We start from the raw sequence: 16,896 nt of genomic DNA, 5'->3' as shown, positions 1-16,896 counted from the left end.
TCATAAACATATTAGCAGATCACTAAAAAAGGCGCCGTATTGACCCGGCGCCTTTTTGGTATGTTGAACCATGGATCGATCAGATCTAGAAGCTGAATCCGGCGGTGATCGGGATGTAGAATGACCCATTTTGTCCCTGCGTAAATTGGGGAATAAACTGGGGAAGGTAGGCGACCTTGGCTTCTACAAAAAAATAGGCGAAATTGATACCGATTCCGGCATCACCATAGCTGGACCAACCGTGAGAAAGCTCAGTGCCCCCAAAGGCGGATGCTCCGGTTACGAGCTCCTGATAGGCTCCTCCTGCATCGACAACAGCGTAGAAAAAGTGTTCGGGATCTCCCAAAAGGTTAAACTCAAGACCAGCTGTAATGGGGGCGGACTTGATGGAGTTGGCGGAATAAAAACCACTCTGGTTTCCCTGGAACATGTTTCCTTGGGCCATCATCCTGAATGCGATGTTGTCGGTCATCCAGTAGGCAAATCCAATTCCTGCTCCGTACCCGTTTTCAAAGCTCTTTGCAAAGGTTTGATTAGGACCTGTTGGATTGATCGGAAGATTGGATGAGTCGAGTGCCGTAAAGTCATAGTTCCCGAAAACCATCAGGTTCAGCTGCCCATTGGCGGCAACTCCAGCAAAGGCTTTAGTGGGTACGGTTGAAGCCAAAAGGAGAGCTCCGACAAGAAAAAAGGCAGAAACGGTTTTGATGAATCGTGACATTTTGGGTGTCCTCATGGTGGATTCCTTTTCCTTCAGGGTTTTGTCATTCCTGAAAAAGAAAACTGTTTTTTGACTGTGTCAAGCGTTGCTTATGGCCAAGTACGCTTTGGATACGTGAGTCCTATCGGAAGAATGCTCCCAAATCTTGAGAGGGATCCTCCGGCCTTCATTGTGTCGTTCATTTTTTTGTATTTTTCTCAACCCTGAGAACAAGTTCATGAGCTAGCTTGACCGCTTCTGTCATTGATCCCGGATTGGCAATGCCTTTTCCAACGATATCGTATGCTGTGCCATGGTCCACTGAGGTCCTGATGATGGGAATCCCGACTGTGACATTAATGCCTTGGCCGAATGAGAGCATCTTCAGAGGAATGAGGCCTTGATCATGGTACTGGGAGACGACGATCGAGTATCTTCCTTGGGCTGCCTTAGCGTAAAGCGTATCTGCAGGAATGGGGCCATCGACTTCAATTCCTTCTGATCTGGCTTCAAGAATGGCGGGGAAAATGCTCGTTGCCTCCTCGTTCCCGAACAGTGAAGCCTCTCCCGCATGCGGGTTCAGTGCGGCAACCGCGATCTTCGGGTTTTCAAGACCGAGATACTCGGTGGCTTGTTTGGCAAGGCGAATGGTTTCCAGAACCCTCTCCTTTGTGATTTTTGAAGCGATGTCTTTAAACGGGATGTGTGTGGTAACGAGGATGACCCTGAGTGGACCTCCGACAAGCATCATCCCGTAATGTTCTGTATTCGTGAGTGCTGCGATCAGTTCTGTGTGGCCGGGATATTGATAGCCTGCAGCATGAAGCATCTTTTTGTTCAGGGGGGCCGTTACAATACCAGCAACCTTTCGGACCATGGACAGCTCCACTCCCTGTCTGACACAGGCATAGGACCACCTGCCGGCCATGAGCCTGTTTGACTCCGTGATGATTGATTCGAGTGGTTTGTCCAGACTGGGAATCATGACATCCATGACTCCCGGGTCTTTTGAAAACTCTTCGGCATCTGTGATTGTCCTGACCACGAGGGAGGGTTCGTAACGTCGGGCGACATCTTTCATGATTTCCGGGTCACCAATCACAATCCGGTCGACTTTTTGAATCTCGGGATTCAACCAGGACTTGACGATCACCTCCGGCCCGATTCCCCCCGGATCTCCCATGGTGATTGCAAGTGGTTTTTCAGAGTTAGTGAGAATATGGGGTGACATGGTGTTCCTCCTCCGTTTGATTGGGTTCTATGTGAATGATCACTTCGACGACAGCTGGGTGTTTCTCCCGGATTCGACTTTCCACCAGATGGGCAATCCCATGTGCCTGGGAGACGGTAAGGGATCCATCGACTCCAACGGTCATATCCATGGTGATATGGGACAATGAGCCGCGGGATCTGGTCTGGTAACAGCTTTTGACTCCCGGAGTGGATAAGGCTATTTCAATGATTTCCTGTGGATCGAGCGGAGAATGATCGGAGAGGATCTTTGTTCCCTCCCGCATAAGCTCCCAACCTGCGTGTCCGATCAGGATCGCTATGGCAAGGCCCGCAATTTCATCGATGACAGGGTACCCCAGTCCGGATGCCACTAATCCCGCAAGCACCGTAAACGAAGACAGGATATCCGATTGGAAATGGAGCGCATCGGAGTGGACAAGAGCATTTCCGGTTTTTTTGTAGACAACCTTCTCAAGACTCATCGTGATCGTCTGCACAGCCATGGCCAAAAGCATGATGACATAGGAACCCGATGTGACATTCGGTGTGATCTGGTTATGGAACTGATCATATGTTCTTGAAAGAACTTCATATCCGGTAAAAAGAAGCAGGGCGCTCACTCCCAGCTGCGCAAGGGCTTCAAAGCGGATATGTCCGTAAGGGTGATCTTTGTCAGGGGGCTTTTGGGCAACAAGAAGTGCCGCCAGGCACAGAATCCCGGAAACGGAGTCCAGAAGGGCATGGTAGCCGTCCGCTAGCATGGATACAGAGTGAATCCTGTGGCTCCACGTAATCTTTGCCAGTGCCAGAAAAATATTGGTTGAAAGGGAAAAGGTCATGATGCCTGTTGGAGTCATGAGTCTTTTTGTGATCCCCTGTAAAATCACAGGACCCTTTTCCGTAAGGCCTCTCCTGTATAGGAGTTCCTGCTTTTCATCACTTCCTCCGGCGAGCCTGTCGTGACAATCTGTCCTCCCCTGTCCCCGCCTTCCGGCCCGAGATCAATCAAATGGTCTGCTCCCCGGATGACATCAATGTTATGTTCGATAATGATGACTGTATTTCCCTGTTCGACAAGTGTATGCAGTGTATCCAAAAGCTTTTGGATGTCCGCGAAGTGAAGGCCGGTAGTCGGCTCGTCGAGAATGTAAAGGGTTTTGCCGGTCGATCTTCTTGAAAGTTCCTTGGACAGTTTGATTCTCTGCGCTTCTCCTCCGGAAAGAGTCGTGGCGGCTTGTCCAAGATGGATGTAGTCAAGCCCAACATCCCGAAGGGTTAAAAGCTTGGATCGGACAATCGGGACGGGTGCAAAAAAATCCAGTGCTTCCTCCACGGTCATGGAAAGGATTTCCGAGATGTTTTTTCCGTGATAGAGAATCTCCAAGGTCTCCCTGTTATATCGGAGTCCATTGCACTGATCGCATGTGACGTAGACATCCGGCAGAAAGTGCATTTCGATTTTGAGGACTCCATCGCCCTGGCAGGCTTCGCAACGTCCGCCTTTCACATTGAAGCTGAATCGTCCTTGTTCATATCCTCTTGCCCTGGATTCCGGAACCTGAGCGAAAAGGTCCCTGATCGGGGTGAAAACACCGGTATAGGTGGCTGGATTGGATCGGGGAGTCCGTCCGATCGGGCTTTGGTCAATGTTGACAACTTTGTCAATCCTGTCCACACCACGAAGTTCCCGGCACTTTCCGGGCTTTTCCCGTCCCTGGGAGAAGACCTTTGCCAAGCGCTTGTATAGGATATCGATGACAAGTGTGCTTTTTCCCGATCCCGAAACTCCGGTAACGACTGTCATCATCCCTAGGGGGAAATGGGCATCAATATTCCTGAGGTTGTGTTCCGACGCACCGATGATGGAAAGCCATTCCGATGGTTTTTGAAGATTTTTTTTCCGTTCGATCTTCTTTCTTCCCGAAAGGTAGTCACCGGTCAGGGATTTTGGATCGTTACGGATCTCAATGGGGGTTCCATGGGACAGGATTTCTCCTCCCATCCTGCCGGCACCGGGCCCCATGTCCACAACATCATCCGCGAGCAAAATGGTTTCTTCATCATGTTCAACAACAATCACTGTATTTCCGATATCCCGCAGATGAAGAAGAGTTTTGAGAAGTTTCTGGTTATCCCGGGGGTGAAGTCCGATGGAGGGTTCGTCGAGGATATACAGAACTCCTGTTAATCCGGACCCGATCTGTGTCGCAAGACGGATCCTTTGGGATTCGCCACCGGAAAGAGTACCGGCGCTTCTTGAGAGCGTCAGGTACTCAAGTCCGACCTCCCGAAGAAAATTCAGCCTCGAACGGATTTCCTTCAGGATCCTTTCGGAGATGGTTTTTTCTTTTTCGGAAAGAGTCATCTGATCAATAAAACAAGATGCCTGATGAATCGTCATGTTCGAAAAGTCCCTGATCGAAAGATCAGAGACACGAACGGCGAGCGCCTCGGGGTTCAGCCGGGCTCCACCACAGGCATCACAATCCTTTTCGGACATGACGCTTTCAAGCTCCGACTTTGCCCAGATGGAAAGATTCCCCTTATGGTAAAGATCCTGCAAAAAACCAAGGAGGCCTGCAAATCGGATGTTCTGTGGGGAACCCTTCTCTGGAGAGGTTCCATGAAAGATCATCTCCCTTTCCGATTCCGGAAGTTTCCCAAATGGAGTGAACCTGGAAATTCCGGAGATTTCCAAAAACTTGATGAAACGGTTTCGAATGTCGGAAAAGGCTCGGTGTTCCAGAATCTTGATCGCCGTTTCCGCAATGGAGAGATCCGGGTAGGGTACGAGAAGTGTCGGGTCAACCTCAAGGAGGACTCCGAGCCCGGAGCATTTTGAACAGGCTCCATATGGAGAATTGAAGGAGAATAGTCGGGGTGTGATTTCCGGAAGGCTGATATTGCAGGTCGTGCAGGCCTGACGCTCTGAAAGAATCAAGTCTGTTTTCAGGTCAGGGCGGTGGATGATGACCATCCCGCCGCCATGAGTCAGTCCTGTCTCGATGCTTTCGGCTAGTCTCTGCCGGATTCCCTCTCTAAGAGAAATACGGTCGATAACGATTTCAATCCTGTGGGATTTTTTTCGGTCAATCTCCGTGATTTCCTCAATGGGCATGACAACTCCGTCAAGCCGGATGCGGGTAAATCCTTCTTTCAATATCCGTGCGATCTCTTTTCGATATTCTCCCTTTCGGTCAGAAACCGTCGGGGCGAGTATGATGAGCTTTTCCCCCTCGGGACCGCCCATGAGCTGATTGACCATCTGTGTCACTGTCTGTGGGCTGACGGACTGTCCGCATGACGGGCAATGGGGATGGCCGATACGGGCAAAAAGAAGCCTCAGGTAATCATGGATTTCTGTCACCGTTCCCACCGTTGATCTGGGATTTTTGGAGGTGACCTTCTGGTCGATTGCAATGGCGGGAGAGAGGCCGTCAATACTGTCGACATCTGGTTTGTCCATCATCTCCAGAAACTGGCGGGCATAGGCAGAAAGGGATTCTACATAACGTCTCTGTCCCTCAGCGTAAAGTGTATCGAAAGCCAGAGAGCTTTTCCCCGACCCTGAAAGACCGGTAATCACCACCAGCTTGTTCCGGGGTAGGGAGATATCCAGATTCTTCAAATTGTGTTGTCTTGCTCCCTTGATCACAATGAAGTCCATCGGAGAAGTGGCTCCATTGGATTGTGAAATGGGCTTGGCAGCTTTCCTTGATGGCATCAGTTTGATCCTTCAGGGCTTTGGGCAATGGTTGTTCCCGGAGGGATGTCCATTGTGAACGATTGGTTGGGGAGTGTCGAAAGTGTCCGGATATCGGTAAGGGTGATCGAAAGTATGACGCCGTTGACCTCCATGAACACAATTTTTTGGGGAAGCCATGTTTTGGGGTCGATGGTAATTCTGGCGAGGGCCAGATGTCTGTCTGCTTCTTTGGGTACCAAAGAAATCGTCTCCCCCGAAACACTTTTCCCGGGAGACTCGGGACGTATGTAGAAATATTGGTCAAGCTCTGCGATTTTTTCCAGCAAAAGTGCAGGGGTCTCCGGAATGGTCCGGCTTTTGAGTGTTTTGTTGATCAACTGAGTGTTTTGAGGAATATAAAATGACATTTTGTTTCCTAACAGCAGAAGGACCTGTCCCTTGGGTTTTTGGTAATGGAGGATCATTTTTCCTCCCTGCCCAAAAATCAGGTCTCCCTCCGACCGGATCGCTCCACTATTTGGCGGGGAGAGTGTCTGGCGGAATCTTGCAGTAAAGCCAGGGTGTTTTTTGACGGAGGCTGACATTTTTTTCAACATCCCCTGGGGGGAGAGCTCTTCCGCATGAACAGGGATGGCTGAGATGGAAAACAGAAAAGCAGGTAGTGCGAGCCAGGCAATGGCCGCCACTCTGGATAGCGTGGTCGGGATTACCACTTTTGTATCAATCTTCCTGTTCATGATTTCTATGTCCTTTTAAAAGCGGTCTCGGTTTACTGCCATCCTGTTTTCCGATCAGCCCTTCCTCTTCCATTCGTTCAATGATGCGAGCCGCCCGGTTGTAGCCGATCCGGAGGTGTCTCTGTATGAGGGATGTGGAAGCTTTGCCCTGCCGTCGGACAATGGCGACTGCTTCTTCATAGAGGCCATCATTGGAATCCGAGGAGTCATCATCGTCCATGGAGCCGTATCGGGTTTGCTGATCTCCGGGAATTTCCGAAAGGGTCAACCTTTCCATGATATCGCCAAGGCTGTTGTCTGTTCCAGTGGAGACTCGGGGAGATTCTTTCCAGAAGGTAACAAGCCTTGAAAGTTCTGATTCGGAAATAAAGGCTCCATGAAGTCTCCTGAGCGCATCCGTTCCCGGAGGCCTCATCAGCATATCGCCAGCCCCCAGAAGACTTTCTGCACCTCCTTGGTCGAGTATGACCCTGGAGTCGATCTGGCTTGTTACCTGAAATGCGATCTTTGTCGGAATATTTGCTTTGATCAGCCCGGTCAGGACAGCAACAGACGGTCTTTGTGTTGCCAGTATCAAATGGATGCCGGCCGCTCTCGCCATCTGGGCCAGCCGAATAATGGGCGGTTCCACATCTTTTTTCAGACTCAGCATGAGATCGGCAAGTTCGTCGATCAAGACCACTATGAAGGGGAACCAGTCTTTCTCAGGCACCGCCTTTCTGTATTCGCTGATGTTTCTGACACCGGTGTCTTTCATCAAATCATATCGCCTGATCATCTCATCTGCGAGAATCCGCAGTTTGGATGCGGCAATCTTGGGGTCGGTTATGACCGGTCCCAGAAGATGTGGTATGCCTTCATAGGGCGCAAACTCGAGTCTTTTGGGGTCGATCATGATAAATCTGACATCTTCCGGTCTTGCGCTCATGAGAATGCTTGCAATGAGGACATTCATGCAGACGGATTTTCCCGTTCCCGTTGCACCGGCAATTAAGAGATGCGGCATTCTGGCAAGATCCACTGCGTAGGGATCACCGTTGATCGTTTTCCCGATGGCCAGGGAGAGGGGGGAGTTGATAGAGCGAAAGCTGGGACTGGAAAGGATTTCCCTGAAAGTCACAAGTTGTCTGACAGGGTTTGGAACTTCGAGGCCAATCGTGGATTTTCCGGGAATGGGAACATGGAGATTGACTTGAGGGGCTTTTAATGCCATGGAAATTTCGCTGGTCAGACTTGTCACCCGGCTGACCTTTGTTCCAGGAGCAGGCAGAAATTCAAAGAGGGTCACGACGGGACCGGGTTGGGATCCAACCATCTTTCCCGGGACGCCATAAGTCCTGAAAAGGTCGGCAAGTGTTTTCTCTGTTTCCCTTATTTGAGATTGGGGCATGACCTCCTTTGCTGTTCCCGATGGATCGAGAAGGTCACTGGTCGGGAGGGGTGGTCTGGAAAAATCGGATGGGCCAGAAGGTCCGGGGAGATTCTTTTTGGAATTTGGGTTCGGTTTTGGTTTTTGCTCGACGGCTTCTTCTTTTGCTGGCAGGGGTTCAACCATCTGGCTCGGATTCAATGGTGAGGTCTCTTCTTCTTTTACAACGATGTATTGGGGATCGGTGTCCTTGACCAATAGAGATCTGATCGAGTCCCTTTTTTGTCTCAGCCAGTCTGTGATGGATATTCCTTTTTGACTTCCAATAAAGGCCACAATTGGAGCAAGAAGAAATAAAAGCGATGTGAGCAGCATTCCTCCCAGAATGAGCATGGAGCCAGGCTTGTTCAGCTTTGAAAGGGAAAAGGCAAGAATTTTTGCACCAATGGTGCCACCAGGCTGGTATGGGGCGGTGAGAGTTTTGGAAAATATCATGCAAAGAAGTGGTGGGAGGGAGAGTGTTAAGAGAATCCATCCCAGGATAGACCATGGGGGTGGATTTTTTGACTGTCGGTGAAAAAGTGAAAGACTCGCCAGAAGGATAGGGGCAAGAATGGCGGATAGCCCAAGCGATTCATAAAGGACGGCTGCCACACTCGCACCCCAGAAACCCATGGTGTTTCGGGGTATGGAAAGGCTTGAGACGGTCAGGATGGACGGGTCGCTGCTGTTTGATGTCAACAGGGACATCAAGAGAAACAAAGTGAGCGTCCAGAGAAAAACTTGCTGCACTCTTCGAAGGAGCGTGTTCATATGATGAGACTCCCTGGAGGAGTCCTTTTCCGTCAGTTTGTCCACACTCAAGATTTTCCTGCTGATATGATTTTATGGGACATTTTTACATCTCGAGTATGATGGGAATGATGACAGGGTCCCGCTCAAAGTTCTTCTTGAAATACTTTCTAAGGCTATTGTGGATCATTGTTTTGAGAGCGGATGACTCTTTCCTGACCTCAGGCTCGGAGGAGTTGATGGCAATTTCCACATGAGTTTTGATCAGCGCTGTCAGTTCGAGAGAAAGATCTGAGAGGACAACACCCCTGGTTGTGACTTCAGGACCCATGACCATATCACCAGTTTGCTGGGAAAGTGCAACGATCACGGTCACAATGCCATCCGAGCCAAGCCTTTGTCGATCGCGGATCACAACTTCTTCGACATCTCCAACACCTTTTCCATCCACAAAGGTTCTTCCGCTGGGTATCTTCTGAAGTACTTCAGCCTGATCCGGCCCAAGTTCAAGGACATCACCGTTTTCAATGACAAAAACATTATGTTCCGGGACCCCTGTAGCCATGGCTGTCTTTGCATGTCTTGAAAGCATTCTGTACTCACCATGCATGGGTACAAAGAACTTTGGTTTGAGCATCCGGATCATCATCTTTTGATCTTCCTGACTTGCATGGCCAGAAACATGTATTTCAGAGACTCTCTGATAATGGACAACAGCGCCTTTTCTGGAGAGGAGGTTGATGATTTTGCCGATGGCCCTTTCGTTTCCGGGAATTACCCGTGCGGATAACAAAATCGTGTCATTTGGTCCGATGGCAATATGTTTGTGATCACCAAGAGCCATACGGAAAAGGGCACTCATTGGCTCCCCCTGGCTTCCGGTTGTGATGATTGTCACCTCCCCGGGGGGAAGTAGGGTTGCCTGGTCAAGTTTTATAACCTTGTCCGCAGGGATGTGCAGATAACCCAGTTCAGTAGCGATCTTGTAGTTTGTTTCCATCGAGCGGCCAGTAAATGCAATCTTTCTTCCCAGCCGGATAGAAACATCCGCCACCTGTTGCAATCTGTGGATATTGGATGAGAATGTTGCCACGATGACCCTTCCTGGTGCCATTGAGATCAACTGATGAAGTGGTTCAGCCACGAGGGCTTCCGACAGGGAAAGCCCGGATTTTTCTGAATTGGTGCTGTCACTCATGAGACAGAGGATGCCCTGGTCTCCGAGTGCGCAAAATCGGTGCATGTCGAAATGCTCTCCGTCGATGGGGGTCAGGTCAACCTTAAAGTCACCGGTATGGAGGATTGTGCCGGCCTCCGTTGTGATCGCAAAGGAAACCCCGTCTGCGATGGAATGGGTAATCCGGATGGGTTCGACCGAAAAGGGCCCCATTGTGCAGGCTTCTCTCGGCTTCAGTGTCACAAGCTTCGTTTCTGTAATGTTTTTATGTTGCTTGAGCTTGCCTTCAAGAAGTCCAAGTGTCAGTGCTGTTCCAAAAATCGGAACATTGAACTCCCGAAGAAAGTAGGGGACGGCTCCAATATGGTCTTCATGACCATGGGTCAGGAAAAGTGCAAGAACTTTTTTACGATTTTCCTTGAGATAGGAAAAGTCTGGGATGATCAGGTCAATGCCGAGAAGATCGTCCTCCGGGAAAAGGACGCCGCAATCCACAACAATAATTCCCTCGGATGTTTCATATGCGGTCATGTTCATTCCAATTTCACCGATTCCACCTAATGGAATGATTCTTACTTTTCCGGGTAAGATCGGTTCAGGTGGGGCAATGGGCTGGATATCTGCATTCACTGGATAATATTCTCCTTGTTCTGTTTGTTCGGATTCCGGTTCTCAAAGATTTCTCCGGTGTATTCGTGTTTTTGTTTCAGGTTTCTTGCATTGTCATGGATATGAGATGAAATTCCTCCGGAAGCAACCGTTCGACTCTTTTTGCCGGAGAAAGTCCTGATAGATTGATGATCTCCTCAAAATCACTCTTAGGTGTTTCTGGAAAAGCCAGTTGTAGAGCGTTTTGAAGGGTCCTTCTCCTGTAAGAAAAAAGTTTTCTGGATAAAGTTAATGCATTGCGTATTTGTTCCCTCTCTCCATCGCTCTCAAAGATCCTTGGCTGGATCAGAACAACAGAGGAGTGAACCTTTGGTGCCGGATAGAAAGATCCGGGCTTCAGATCGAGAACCTTTCTTGCCGAAGCCGAAAGCGCCATCGCTACCGACAGATGTCCGTAATCATCGGATCCTGTGGAAGCAACGATCCTTCTGGCCACTTCACGCTGGAACATCAGGACCATTTCCAAGGGCGGTTTTGGAGTCGACAAAAATCGAAACAACAATGGTACGGATATATTGTATGGGAGGTTTGACACGATCCGGTAGTCCCCTCCGGAGAATGGGGGAGACTGGTAGGCATCTCCTTCCCCAAAAGGATAATCAAGCGCATCGGCCCGGATGATCCTGACTCCGGGAATGGTTCCGAAACGCTCCGTTAGGTCTGGAATCAGAGTGTTATCCTTTTCCAGAAGGATAAGGTTTGATGTTTTATTCAGGAGAGCCCTTGTGAGAATCCCTTTCCCCGGTCCGATCTCTATCAATGGTGTTTCCTTCGGAATGGCGGGATCAAGGAAATCCACAATTTTTTGAGCTATGGACGGATCAGTCAGAAAATTTTGCCCCAGACTTTTTCTGGCTCTGTGGGGCGGGATCGTCATCATCTTTTCCATGGGGGGAGCAGGAGCTTCTCCGATCTTGAGATTTTGTTTTGATTAGTTGTTCGAATAGAATATCACAAGGGAAACCATAGATGGTTCAATTTGGACTCAAGAAGAGAGAAAAATCAACCGTGGGCGAGTTGCGCCTTTCGAGGAGCGGGTATCATCGAATTCGATGCATTTGAAAAGCCTCCTTACCGGCAGGCGCTGATTCTTGTTAACCATGGTGAAGACGATATACGGTGGGCCTTTCGCTGGTTTGTCCTTGTCTCCATCCTGCTTCACGGCTCCTTGTTGCTTTTGATGATCAAGGATCCTGCGCTTTTGAATCGTCTTGAGGATCTGATCGCTCCACAAAAACCACCGATGACCGAGGCGATGAGAAAAAAGCTGGCAGAAGAAAGAAAGCCTGTATTTGTTGACATCCTTGATCCATCAAAGGTTCCTCAATCGACCCGGACGGTTGCTCCGCCGCTTCCGAAAGGACATTCCCTTTCAGGCAAGCCTAACCATCATGACTCGAAAACAGTTTTAAGGCCATCGACCGCACCCCCTCCGCCAAGAGTGGTAACGCCCCGTCCAAAGGTTGCACCATCGGAGCCGGAAAGGGAAGCTCCCCTTGCCAAGATGGAACCCGGGCTTTCACAGGTCAAAAAATCCGAAAGGCATGATCACCCTAATCATAACAAAGCCAAGGAGACTGAAAAACATTCTGAACGAATGGCTAAAACGGCTCCAGTCTCTCCAAGTGAAAAACCGGAAAAACCAACGAAAATTGTCCGGAAAATCTCACCAAAGGATCTCAATCGGATCTTGTCCCAGGAATCTCTGGGGGATCCTTTTTCCAAGAACCTGAATCTTTCCAAGGATCTATCTCCGGCATATTCGGACAAGCCCGATCCAACAGACCGGATTATGGCCAATCTGGAAGATGAAACCTATTCAAGCTATATAAAGCGAATACAGGAACGCTTTGAGACAATAGGAGAATATCCTGAAGAGGCTGCCTCTCGGGGAATAACGGGCCGGGCTCTTGTGACCTTCCGAATCCTTGCGGACGGAACACTGGACGGGGTGACTCTTTCAAGAAGTTCCGGGTCGGCCATTCTTGACGAAGAAGCATTGAGAATTGTCCGTGTGGCATCTCCCTATATTCCACTCCCGACCGCCTTTCATAAAAAAGAGCTAACATTGACCTGGGCCTTTATTTTTTATAACGGAGGGTTCCATGTCATTCAATAGGTTCTCCGGGATTGTCTTGTCTGTTTCCATAACGATTCTTTTCCCATTTTTTTCTGCTTATGCGGATACTTCCCTCCAGGGTCGATCTTCTGGAAATCCACTTGTCAGGGTTGTCAGAGATCTGTCTTTTGGGGATGAAAAAAAGGCGAAAGCAGACATCCGAAAGATTACAGTCCCGGAAGTCAATGGATTTTCCCGGCAGCGACGCAATCAATATTACCTCCTTGAAGGATACCTCAATCCTCCAGCTTCCCTGTCGGATTCCAAAATCAGGAAAGTCCTGAGACATGTGGGCAGGAATGCGGACCTTGTTTTCTGGAGAGCCTACCAGGGACAGATGGGAAAGAAATATTCAGGGGACTCTCTTTTTCGCCGATTGTCAGCAATGTTCCCAGACTCGAATTATTTTCATCCGGAAGGAGGATCTGGTTCCCATTCCGCTCAGGCGTTGTGGCAACGATCCCTGTTGGAATATCACCGGGGCCATTTCCAACGGGCTTTGGCACTTTGGAAGAGCATTTACCAGGATCATCCTCTTGCTCCGGAAGCGGGGCTTGCCCTCCAGCGTTTACCAAATAACGCATCCATGGGGGCATTCCTGATCCCACGTTGGAGAACACTTTATTCCATGGGACAAAAGAAAATTGTTTTGAATGAAGCATTGGCCTATCTCAAAACTCGTCCTGCTTTTCCCTATCGCGACCGGGCAATCCTTTTTGCGGCTTCCGGCCTTCTTTCCGAGTCCAGAAAAGATGAGGCACTGTCCCTGATTGAAAAAGGCAAGTCGGCAAAAGGGGCAAAGCTTTTGTCATCTTTGTGGCTTGAAGGGTGCTCGGCAGAAGGTTCCAACACGGTGAAGCAAGATTGCCTTCACCATTTTCTCTCCCGTTATCCTTTGTCTATAGCAGGAAGAGTCCTTTCCAATGCTTCTCTCCGGGCCTCGATTGCGTCGGGAAAAACCACTTTTGATCCTCTCTGGTTACCTCCGCCTCCGCTGAAGTCCCTCTCATCCGGCGAGACTTCCTTGTGGCTTTCAGGGCTCTGGTTCTTTTCCCATGGAGAAACAGAACAAGCCCGTACCCTATGGAAGGAGCTTTCCTCAATCCTGATAGATGAAGGGGATGATGAGCTTCTTCCCCGTGTCACTTATTTTTTGGGAAGACTCGATGCACGGGAACATCGACTTGAACAAGCCCAAAGACGCTACCGCAAGGTCATGAAGTTATGGCCCGAGTCTGTTTATTCGCTTTGGGCGAGTTTGTCCTGCGGAGACGATTGCGGGAGTTTGCCTGTTGCCTTCCATCATCCGTCTCCACAGATGTCTCATTTGACGTTGTCCCATCGGCAGAGGCTTCTGAAGTTGATTCAATTGGGGTTGTGGGGGGCCGCCTGGACCGATTATGTTGCGTATCGGGATCATTTGATGACGAAGGAGAGATTTCTCAGGTATGGAGCTTTGGATCTTCATCTTGATCCCGTCCGAAAACTTCTCCTGATCGATGCTGTTCTTGGAAGAACTCGACCATCGATTGTTTTATCCAAGACCGAGTCTCTTTCTCCATCAGTAATTTCCGCTTTTCAGCGGTCGGGGGTTCCGGTTACATGGGCTGTGTCCATTGCCCGGCAGGAAAGCCGGTTTGATCCAACGGTCCTGTCTATCGATGGAGCCATGGGAGTGATGCAGCTCATGCCGATGACGGCACTCTCCACGATCAGTCATGAGAGCCCTTCGCTTTTGGAGGATGCCCGCTTGAATCTCGGGTCACTTCGGGGTGATTATGTCAATGCCCTGATTGGTGGTCTATATCTGAAGAGACTATTTGATCATTTTCCGGGAAACCCGGAGCGTGCGGTTGCCTCCTATAATGCGGGAATGCACTCGATTGTCAGGTGGTCAGGCATTGCATCGATGGATTGGGACTTTTTTATCGAAGGGATTCCCTATACTGAGACCAGGCGTTATGCGAGGGAGGTTCTCTGGAACCACGCTGTTCTCCAGAAGTCCCCTCCGACTCTTTTTATCTCAGGGAGATGAAGTAGATGCTTTTCGGAGATCCGGTCGAATGGGAGCATGCCCGGACGCTTCAGGACGCAGTCCATTCCCTGAAGGCACTTCTCGATCTTCAGACAAAGGAAATCCTCTCCCTTCGGCAGGAGCTTCGCTCCGTTGAGGGGGAAAAGGCAAGGCTTATTCATCGCCTCAATCTATCGCATCGGGAAAGGGTGTTTTTGAGAGAAACACTGAAAAGGATTGAATTGACTCTGGAAAAGGCGCTCGACTCTTCCAATGACAAGAGTCGTCCGGAAGGTCATAAAACCACATGAAGACCTCTCAAAAAAATACGGTCTGTTATGTTCGTATCGGTGAGCAGACACTCACCATCAAAGGTGTCTTCGAGCCCGAACAGATGGCAGAGTCCGGGCGGATGATTGCGGCTCATGTTGCCAAGATCATGGCATCTGATAATCTGAAAATGGAGGTCATAGGGCTTATTGTTGCCATCGAAAAGAACTATGAGGTTCTGAGTAAAGACCGAGAAATATCACAGCTCAAAAAGGAAAATGATCGCTGGAAAAGTTTGTTTGATACGACTGTAAAGAATCTTCTTGATATCCAGGCATCTTCCAAGAAAGTACTTGTTGATCCAGGAAGACAGGAATAGAATGATTGAAGCCCTGCTCTGTACGAGGCGCGGTTTAATTTGTTACCTGTAAATCTTGAGAAATGGTGTGTCAGTGTTCATGGTGAGCATGCCCGGAAACCTCCGGGAAGCCTAAAATGGCCTACAGCACCAATCCTTATCCCCTAAGGTATCTCAAAAAAAACCGTAACGGCAGTAGCGGGGCATTATTTGATCATGTGACGGTCTTTTCCCGACATTGCCCATTCCCCGATTTTCCCTATAGCAGGATGCCAATTCCATGAAATCCATTTTTGGTGATGGTCCACCAAGCCTTCCTTTTGCGACTCTTGCCGCTCGTCTTTGGCCTGAATCACTTGATGGTCCATTGGGATTTATCGGACAGGATGTTTCAAAGGAGGGAGGGGTCCTGCGTCATGTTCTGGAAACGGGTTTTTTGCGGTCACTGGTTCTTTATGGTCCTCCAGGATGTGGAAAATCGGCTTTTATCCATCTTTTTTTCAAGCTGCATAAAGTTTGCCAAACAACACTGAGGGGCTCGGAAACATCCGCTTCAGAAATAAGACAATCGATTGATCGGGCAAAGGGAGACCGCAAAGCAGGTTCGAGACATGTTCTTGTCGTGGAAGAAATAGACAGGCTTGGAAAAACTCACCAGGATCTCCTGATCGCGCCGGTGGATGAAGGGGATATTATTCTGATTGGACTTTCGAATGAAAACCCCTTGAGAACCTTTCTCCCGGCTCTTGCTTCAAGAGTCCTTTCGATCAAGTTTCGCCCTCTTGTTCCTGAGGAGATTGGCCAGATTCTGGATCGGGCCATTTTGTTTCTTTCGGGACAGTCCGGTCGGCCAGTTGTCATTTCTGGGAGCGGGCGAAAACTTCTTCTTGAGAGGTCCGGTGGAGATGCAAGGAGAATGCTTGGCGCGCTCGAATGGGCTTTTGAAATGGATCGCTCTCACTCCGATCAAAAGGAGGTTGTGATCGCTGAAGCCTCCCTCCTGAACGGAATGGGGCAAACAGGCGGGCTTTATCTTGATCGGGAAAATCATTTTGATTTGATTTCATCATTTATCAAGTCGGTCAGGAACCACGATCCAAATGGAGCTCTCCATTGGCTTTCCCGGATGATCGAGTCAGGGGAGGACCCTCTGTATATCGCCAGAAGATTGATTATTCTGGCCTCCGAAGATATTGGGCTTGCGGAACCTTTTGCCCTGACGATGGCGACGTCTTGTCTTGCCGCAGTTTCTGCTATCGGATTGCCCGAAGCGCGTATTATTTTGTCAGAAACGACCATTTACCTTGCCCTGTCTCCAAAAAGCAATGCCGCCTACAAAGCGATTGATCGCTCCATTCAAGCTGTCAGGGATGGGTTTCTTCCGCCCGTTCCTATTTATTTTAAGCGAGAAGGGAAGTCCAGTTATCTTTATCCACCTGATCAGCCAAAGGGAATTTCTCCCCAGAGGTCGATTCCGCCTGAACACAACTACTATCAGCCCGGTCAGTCGGGTTGGGAGAAGGGCTTACACTCCAGAAATGGAGAGGAGGCTGATTAGGGGAAATGGATGGAGAAATCCGGAGTAGTCTTTCGCCACTTCGGTCGGATAGTTCTTATTGTTAATTAGTTTATATTTAAAAAAGAGTTATGTGTTTAAAGGTTTCATTTTGACCTGTATTGTGTTATGATAATTCTTTGGAATATTGTGATGATTTTATTATCTATTTATGAAATATGAAAAAATGGTTTTCA

The 16,896-nt window shown here is 49.2% G+C and carries 13 protein-coding genes and 1 other RNA gene; 6 read left to right on the top strand and 8 right to left on the bottom strand.

Annotated elements, in window-relative coordinates; genetic code table 11:
* Positions 1–85: 85 nt before the first annotated feature.
* The 8 genes from LFE_RS08890 to rsmA all read right to left on the bottom strand — a co-directional run bounded on the left by LFE_RS08890 (position 86) and on the right by rsmA (position 11,260).
* Positions 86–721, bottom strand: a complete 636-nt coding sequence (locus LFE_RS08890) for a hypothetical protein (RefSeq protein WP_014449889.1) — start codon at positions 719–721, stop codon at positions 86–88.
* A 178-nt stretch (positions 722–899) separates the two neighbouring features.
* Complete coding sequence (gene pdxA / locus LFE_RS08885; RefSeq protein ID WP_014449888.1) at positions 900–1,931, bottom strand: 4-hydroxythreonine-4-phosphate dehydrogenase PdxA; 1,032 nt, start codon at positions 1,929–1,931, stop codon at positions 900–902.
* A complete protein-coding gene (locus tag LFE_RS08880) occupies positions 1,909–2,790 on the bottom strand; it encodes a cation diffusion facilitator family transporter (RefSeq protein WP_148272607.1) in 882 nt (293 codons plus the stop codon). The genes pdxA and LFE_RS08880 overlap by 23 nt, the downstream gene beginning before the upstream one ends.
* Before the next feature lie 26 nt (positions 2,791–2,816).
* Positions 2,817–5,657, bottom strand: a complete 2,841-nt coding sequence (gene uvrA, locus LFE_RS08875; RefSeq protein ID WP_014449886.1) for an excinuclease ABC subunit UvrA — start codon at positions 5,655–5,657, stop codon at positions 2,817–2,819.
* Positions 5,657–6,376 (bottom strand): LolA family protein, encoded by a 720-nt coding sequence (locus tag LFE_RS08870; protein WP_014449885.1) that lies wholly within the window; start codon positions 6,374–6,376, stop codon positions 5,657–5,659. The genes uvrA and LFE_RS08870 overlap by 1 nt, the downstream gene beginning before the upstream one ends.
* Entirely contained in the window at positions 6,360–8,603 is a 2,244-nt protein-coding gene (locus tag LFE_RS08865; protein WP_232502599.1) for an FtsK/SpoIIIE family DNA translocase, read from the bottom strand. Before LFE_RS08865 ends, LFE_RS08870 begins: the two co-directional genes overlap by 17 nt.
* A 40-nt stretch (positions 8,604–8,643) precedes the next feature.
* Positions 8,644–10,344, bottom strand: a complete 1,701-nt coding sequence (locus LFE_RS08860; RefSeq protein WP_014449883.1) for a ribonuclease J — start codon at positions 10,342–10,344, stop codon at positions 8,644–8,646.
* A gap of 76 nt (positions 10,345–10,420) precedes the next feature.
* The gene (rsmA, locus tag LFE_RS08855) at positions 10,421–11,260 is read right to left on the bottom strand and encodes a 16S rRNA (adenine(1518)-N(6)/adenine(1519)-N(6))-dimethyltransferase RsmA (RefSeq protein ID WP_050989514.1); all 840 of its coding nucleotides are present in this window, start codon (positions 11,258–11,260) and stop codon (positions 10,421–10,423) included.
* 102 nt (positions 11,261–11,362) lie between these two features.
* On the opposite strand from rsmA, the gene LFE_RS08850 reads away from it, so the two are divergent.
* From LFE_RS08850 to LFE_RS08830, 6 genes are all read left to right on the top strand, one after another.
* Positions 11,363–12,502 (top strand): energy transducer TonB, encoded by a 1,140-nt coding sequence (locus tag LFE_RS08850; protein ID WP_014449881.1) that lies wholly within the window; start codon positions 11,363–11,365, stop codon positions 12,500–12,502.
* A complete protein-coding gene (locus LFE_RS08845) occupies positions 12,489–14,537 on the top strand; it encodes a lytic transglycosylase domain-containing protein (protein WP_014449880.1) in 2,049 nt (682 codons plus the stop codon). The genes LFE_RS08850 and LFE_RS08845 overlap by 14 nt, the downstream gene beginning before the upstream one ends.
* A 5-nt stretch (positions 14,538–14,542) precedes the next feature.
* On the top strand, positions 14,543–14,827 hold the full coding sequence (locus LFE_RS08840; RefSeq protein ID WP_014449879.1) for a hypothetical protein: 285 nt from the start codon (positions 14,543–14,545) through the stop codon (positions 14,825–14,827).
* Positions 14,824–15,165 (top strand): hypothetical protein, encoded by a 342-nt coding sequence (locus tag LFE_RS08835; RefSeq protein ID WP_014449878.1) that lies wholly within the window; start codon positions 14,824–14,826, stop codon positions 15,163–15,165. Before LFE_RS08840 ends, LFE_RS08835 begins: the two co-directional genes overlap by 4 nt.
* 7 nt (positions 15,166–15,172) lie before the next feature.
* Positions 15,173–15,353: non-coding RNA, 6S RNA (gene ssrS / locus LFE_RS13470), on the top strand.
* Positions 15,354–15,424: 71 nt separating this feature from the next.
* Positions 15,425–16,702, top strand: a complete 1,278-nt coding sequence (locus tag LFE_RS08830) for an AAA family ATPase (RefSeq protein WP_014449877.1) — start codon at positions 15,425–15,427, stop codon at positions 16,700–16,702.
* Positions 16,703–16,896: the final 194 nt, after the last annotated feature.

The organism is Leptospirillum ferrooxidans C2-3 (assembly GCF_000284315.1).
Classification (GTDB): Bacteria; Nitrospirota; Leptospirillia; order Leptospirillales; family Leptospirillaceae; genus Leptospirillum; species Leptospirillum ferrooxidans.
The sequence above is the reverse complement of the archived record's forward strand: the minus strand, read 5'-3'. Positions and strand labels throughout refer to the sequence as shown.

Coding starts and splice junctions, on each gene's coding strand:
- pdxA (WP_014449888.1), bottom strand. CDS start 1,931: ATGTCACCCCATATTCTCACTAACTCTGAAAAACCACTTGCAATCACC.
- LFE_RS08845 (WP_014449880.1), top strand. CDS start 12,489: ATGTCATTCAATAGGTTCTCCGGGATTGTCTTGTCTGTTTCCATAACG.
- LFE_RS08840 (WP_014449879.1), top strand. CDS start 14,543: ATGCTTTTCGGAGATCCGGTCGAATGGGAGCATGCCCGGACGCTTCAG.
- LFE_RS08835 (WP_014449878.1), top strand. CDS start 14,824: ATGAAGACCTCTCAAAAAAATACGGTCTGTTATGTTCGTATCGGTGAG.
- LFE_RS08890 (WP_014449889.1), bottom strand. CDS start 721: ATGTCACGATTCATCAAAACCGTTTCTGCCTTTTTTCTTGTCGGAGCT.
- LFE_RS08830 (WP_014449877.1), top strand. CDS start 15,425: ATGAAATCCATTTTTGGTGATGGTCCACCAAGCCTTCCTTTTGCGACT.
- LFE_RS08870 (WP_014449885.1), bottom strand. CDS start 6,376: ATGAACAGGAAGATTGATACAAAAGTGGTAATCCCGACCACGCTATCC.
- uvrA (WP_014449886.1), bottom strand. CDS start 5,657: ATGCCATCAAGGAAAGCTGCCAAGCCCATTTCACAATCCAATGGAGCC.
- LFE_RS08880 (WP_148272607.1), bottom strand. CDS start 2,790: ATGACTCCAACAGGCATCATGACCTTTTCCCTTTCAACCAATATTTTT.
- rsmA (WP_050989514.1), bottom strand. CDS start 11,260: ATGACGATCCCGCCCCACAGAGCCAGAAAAAGTCTGGGGCAAAATTTT.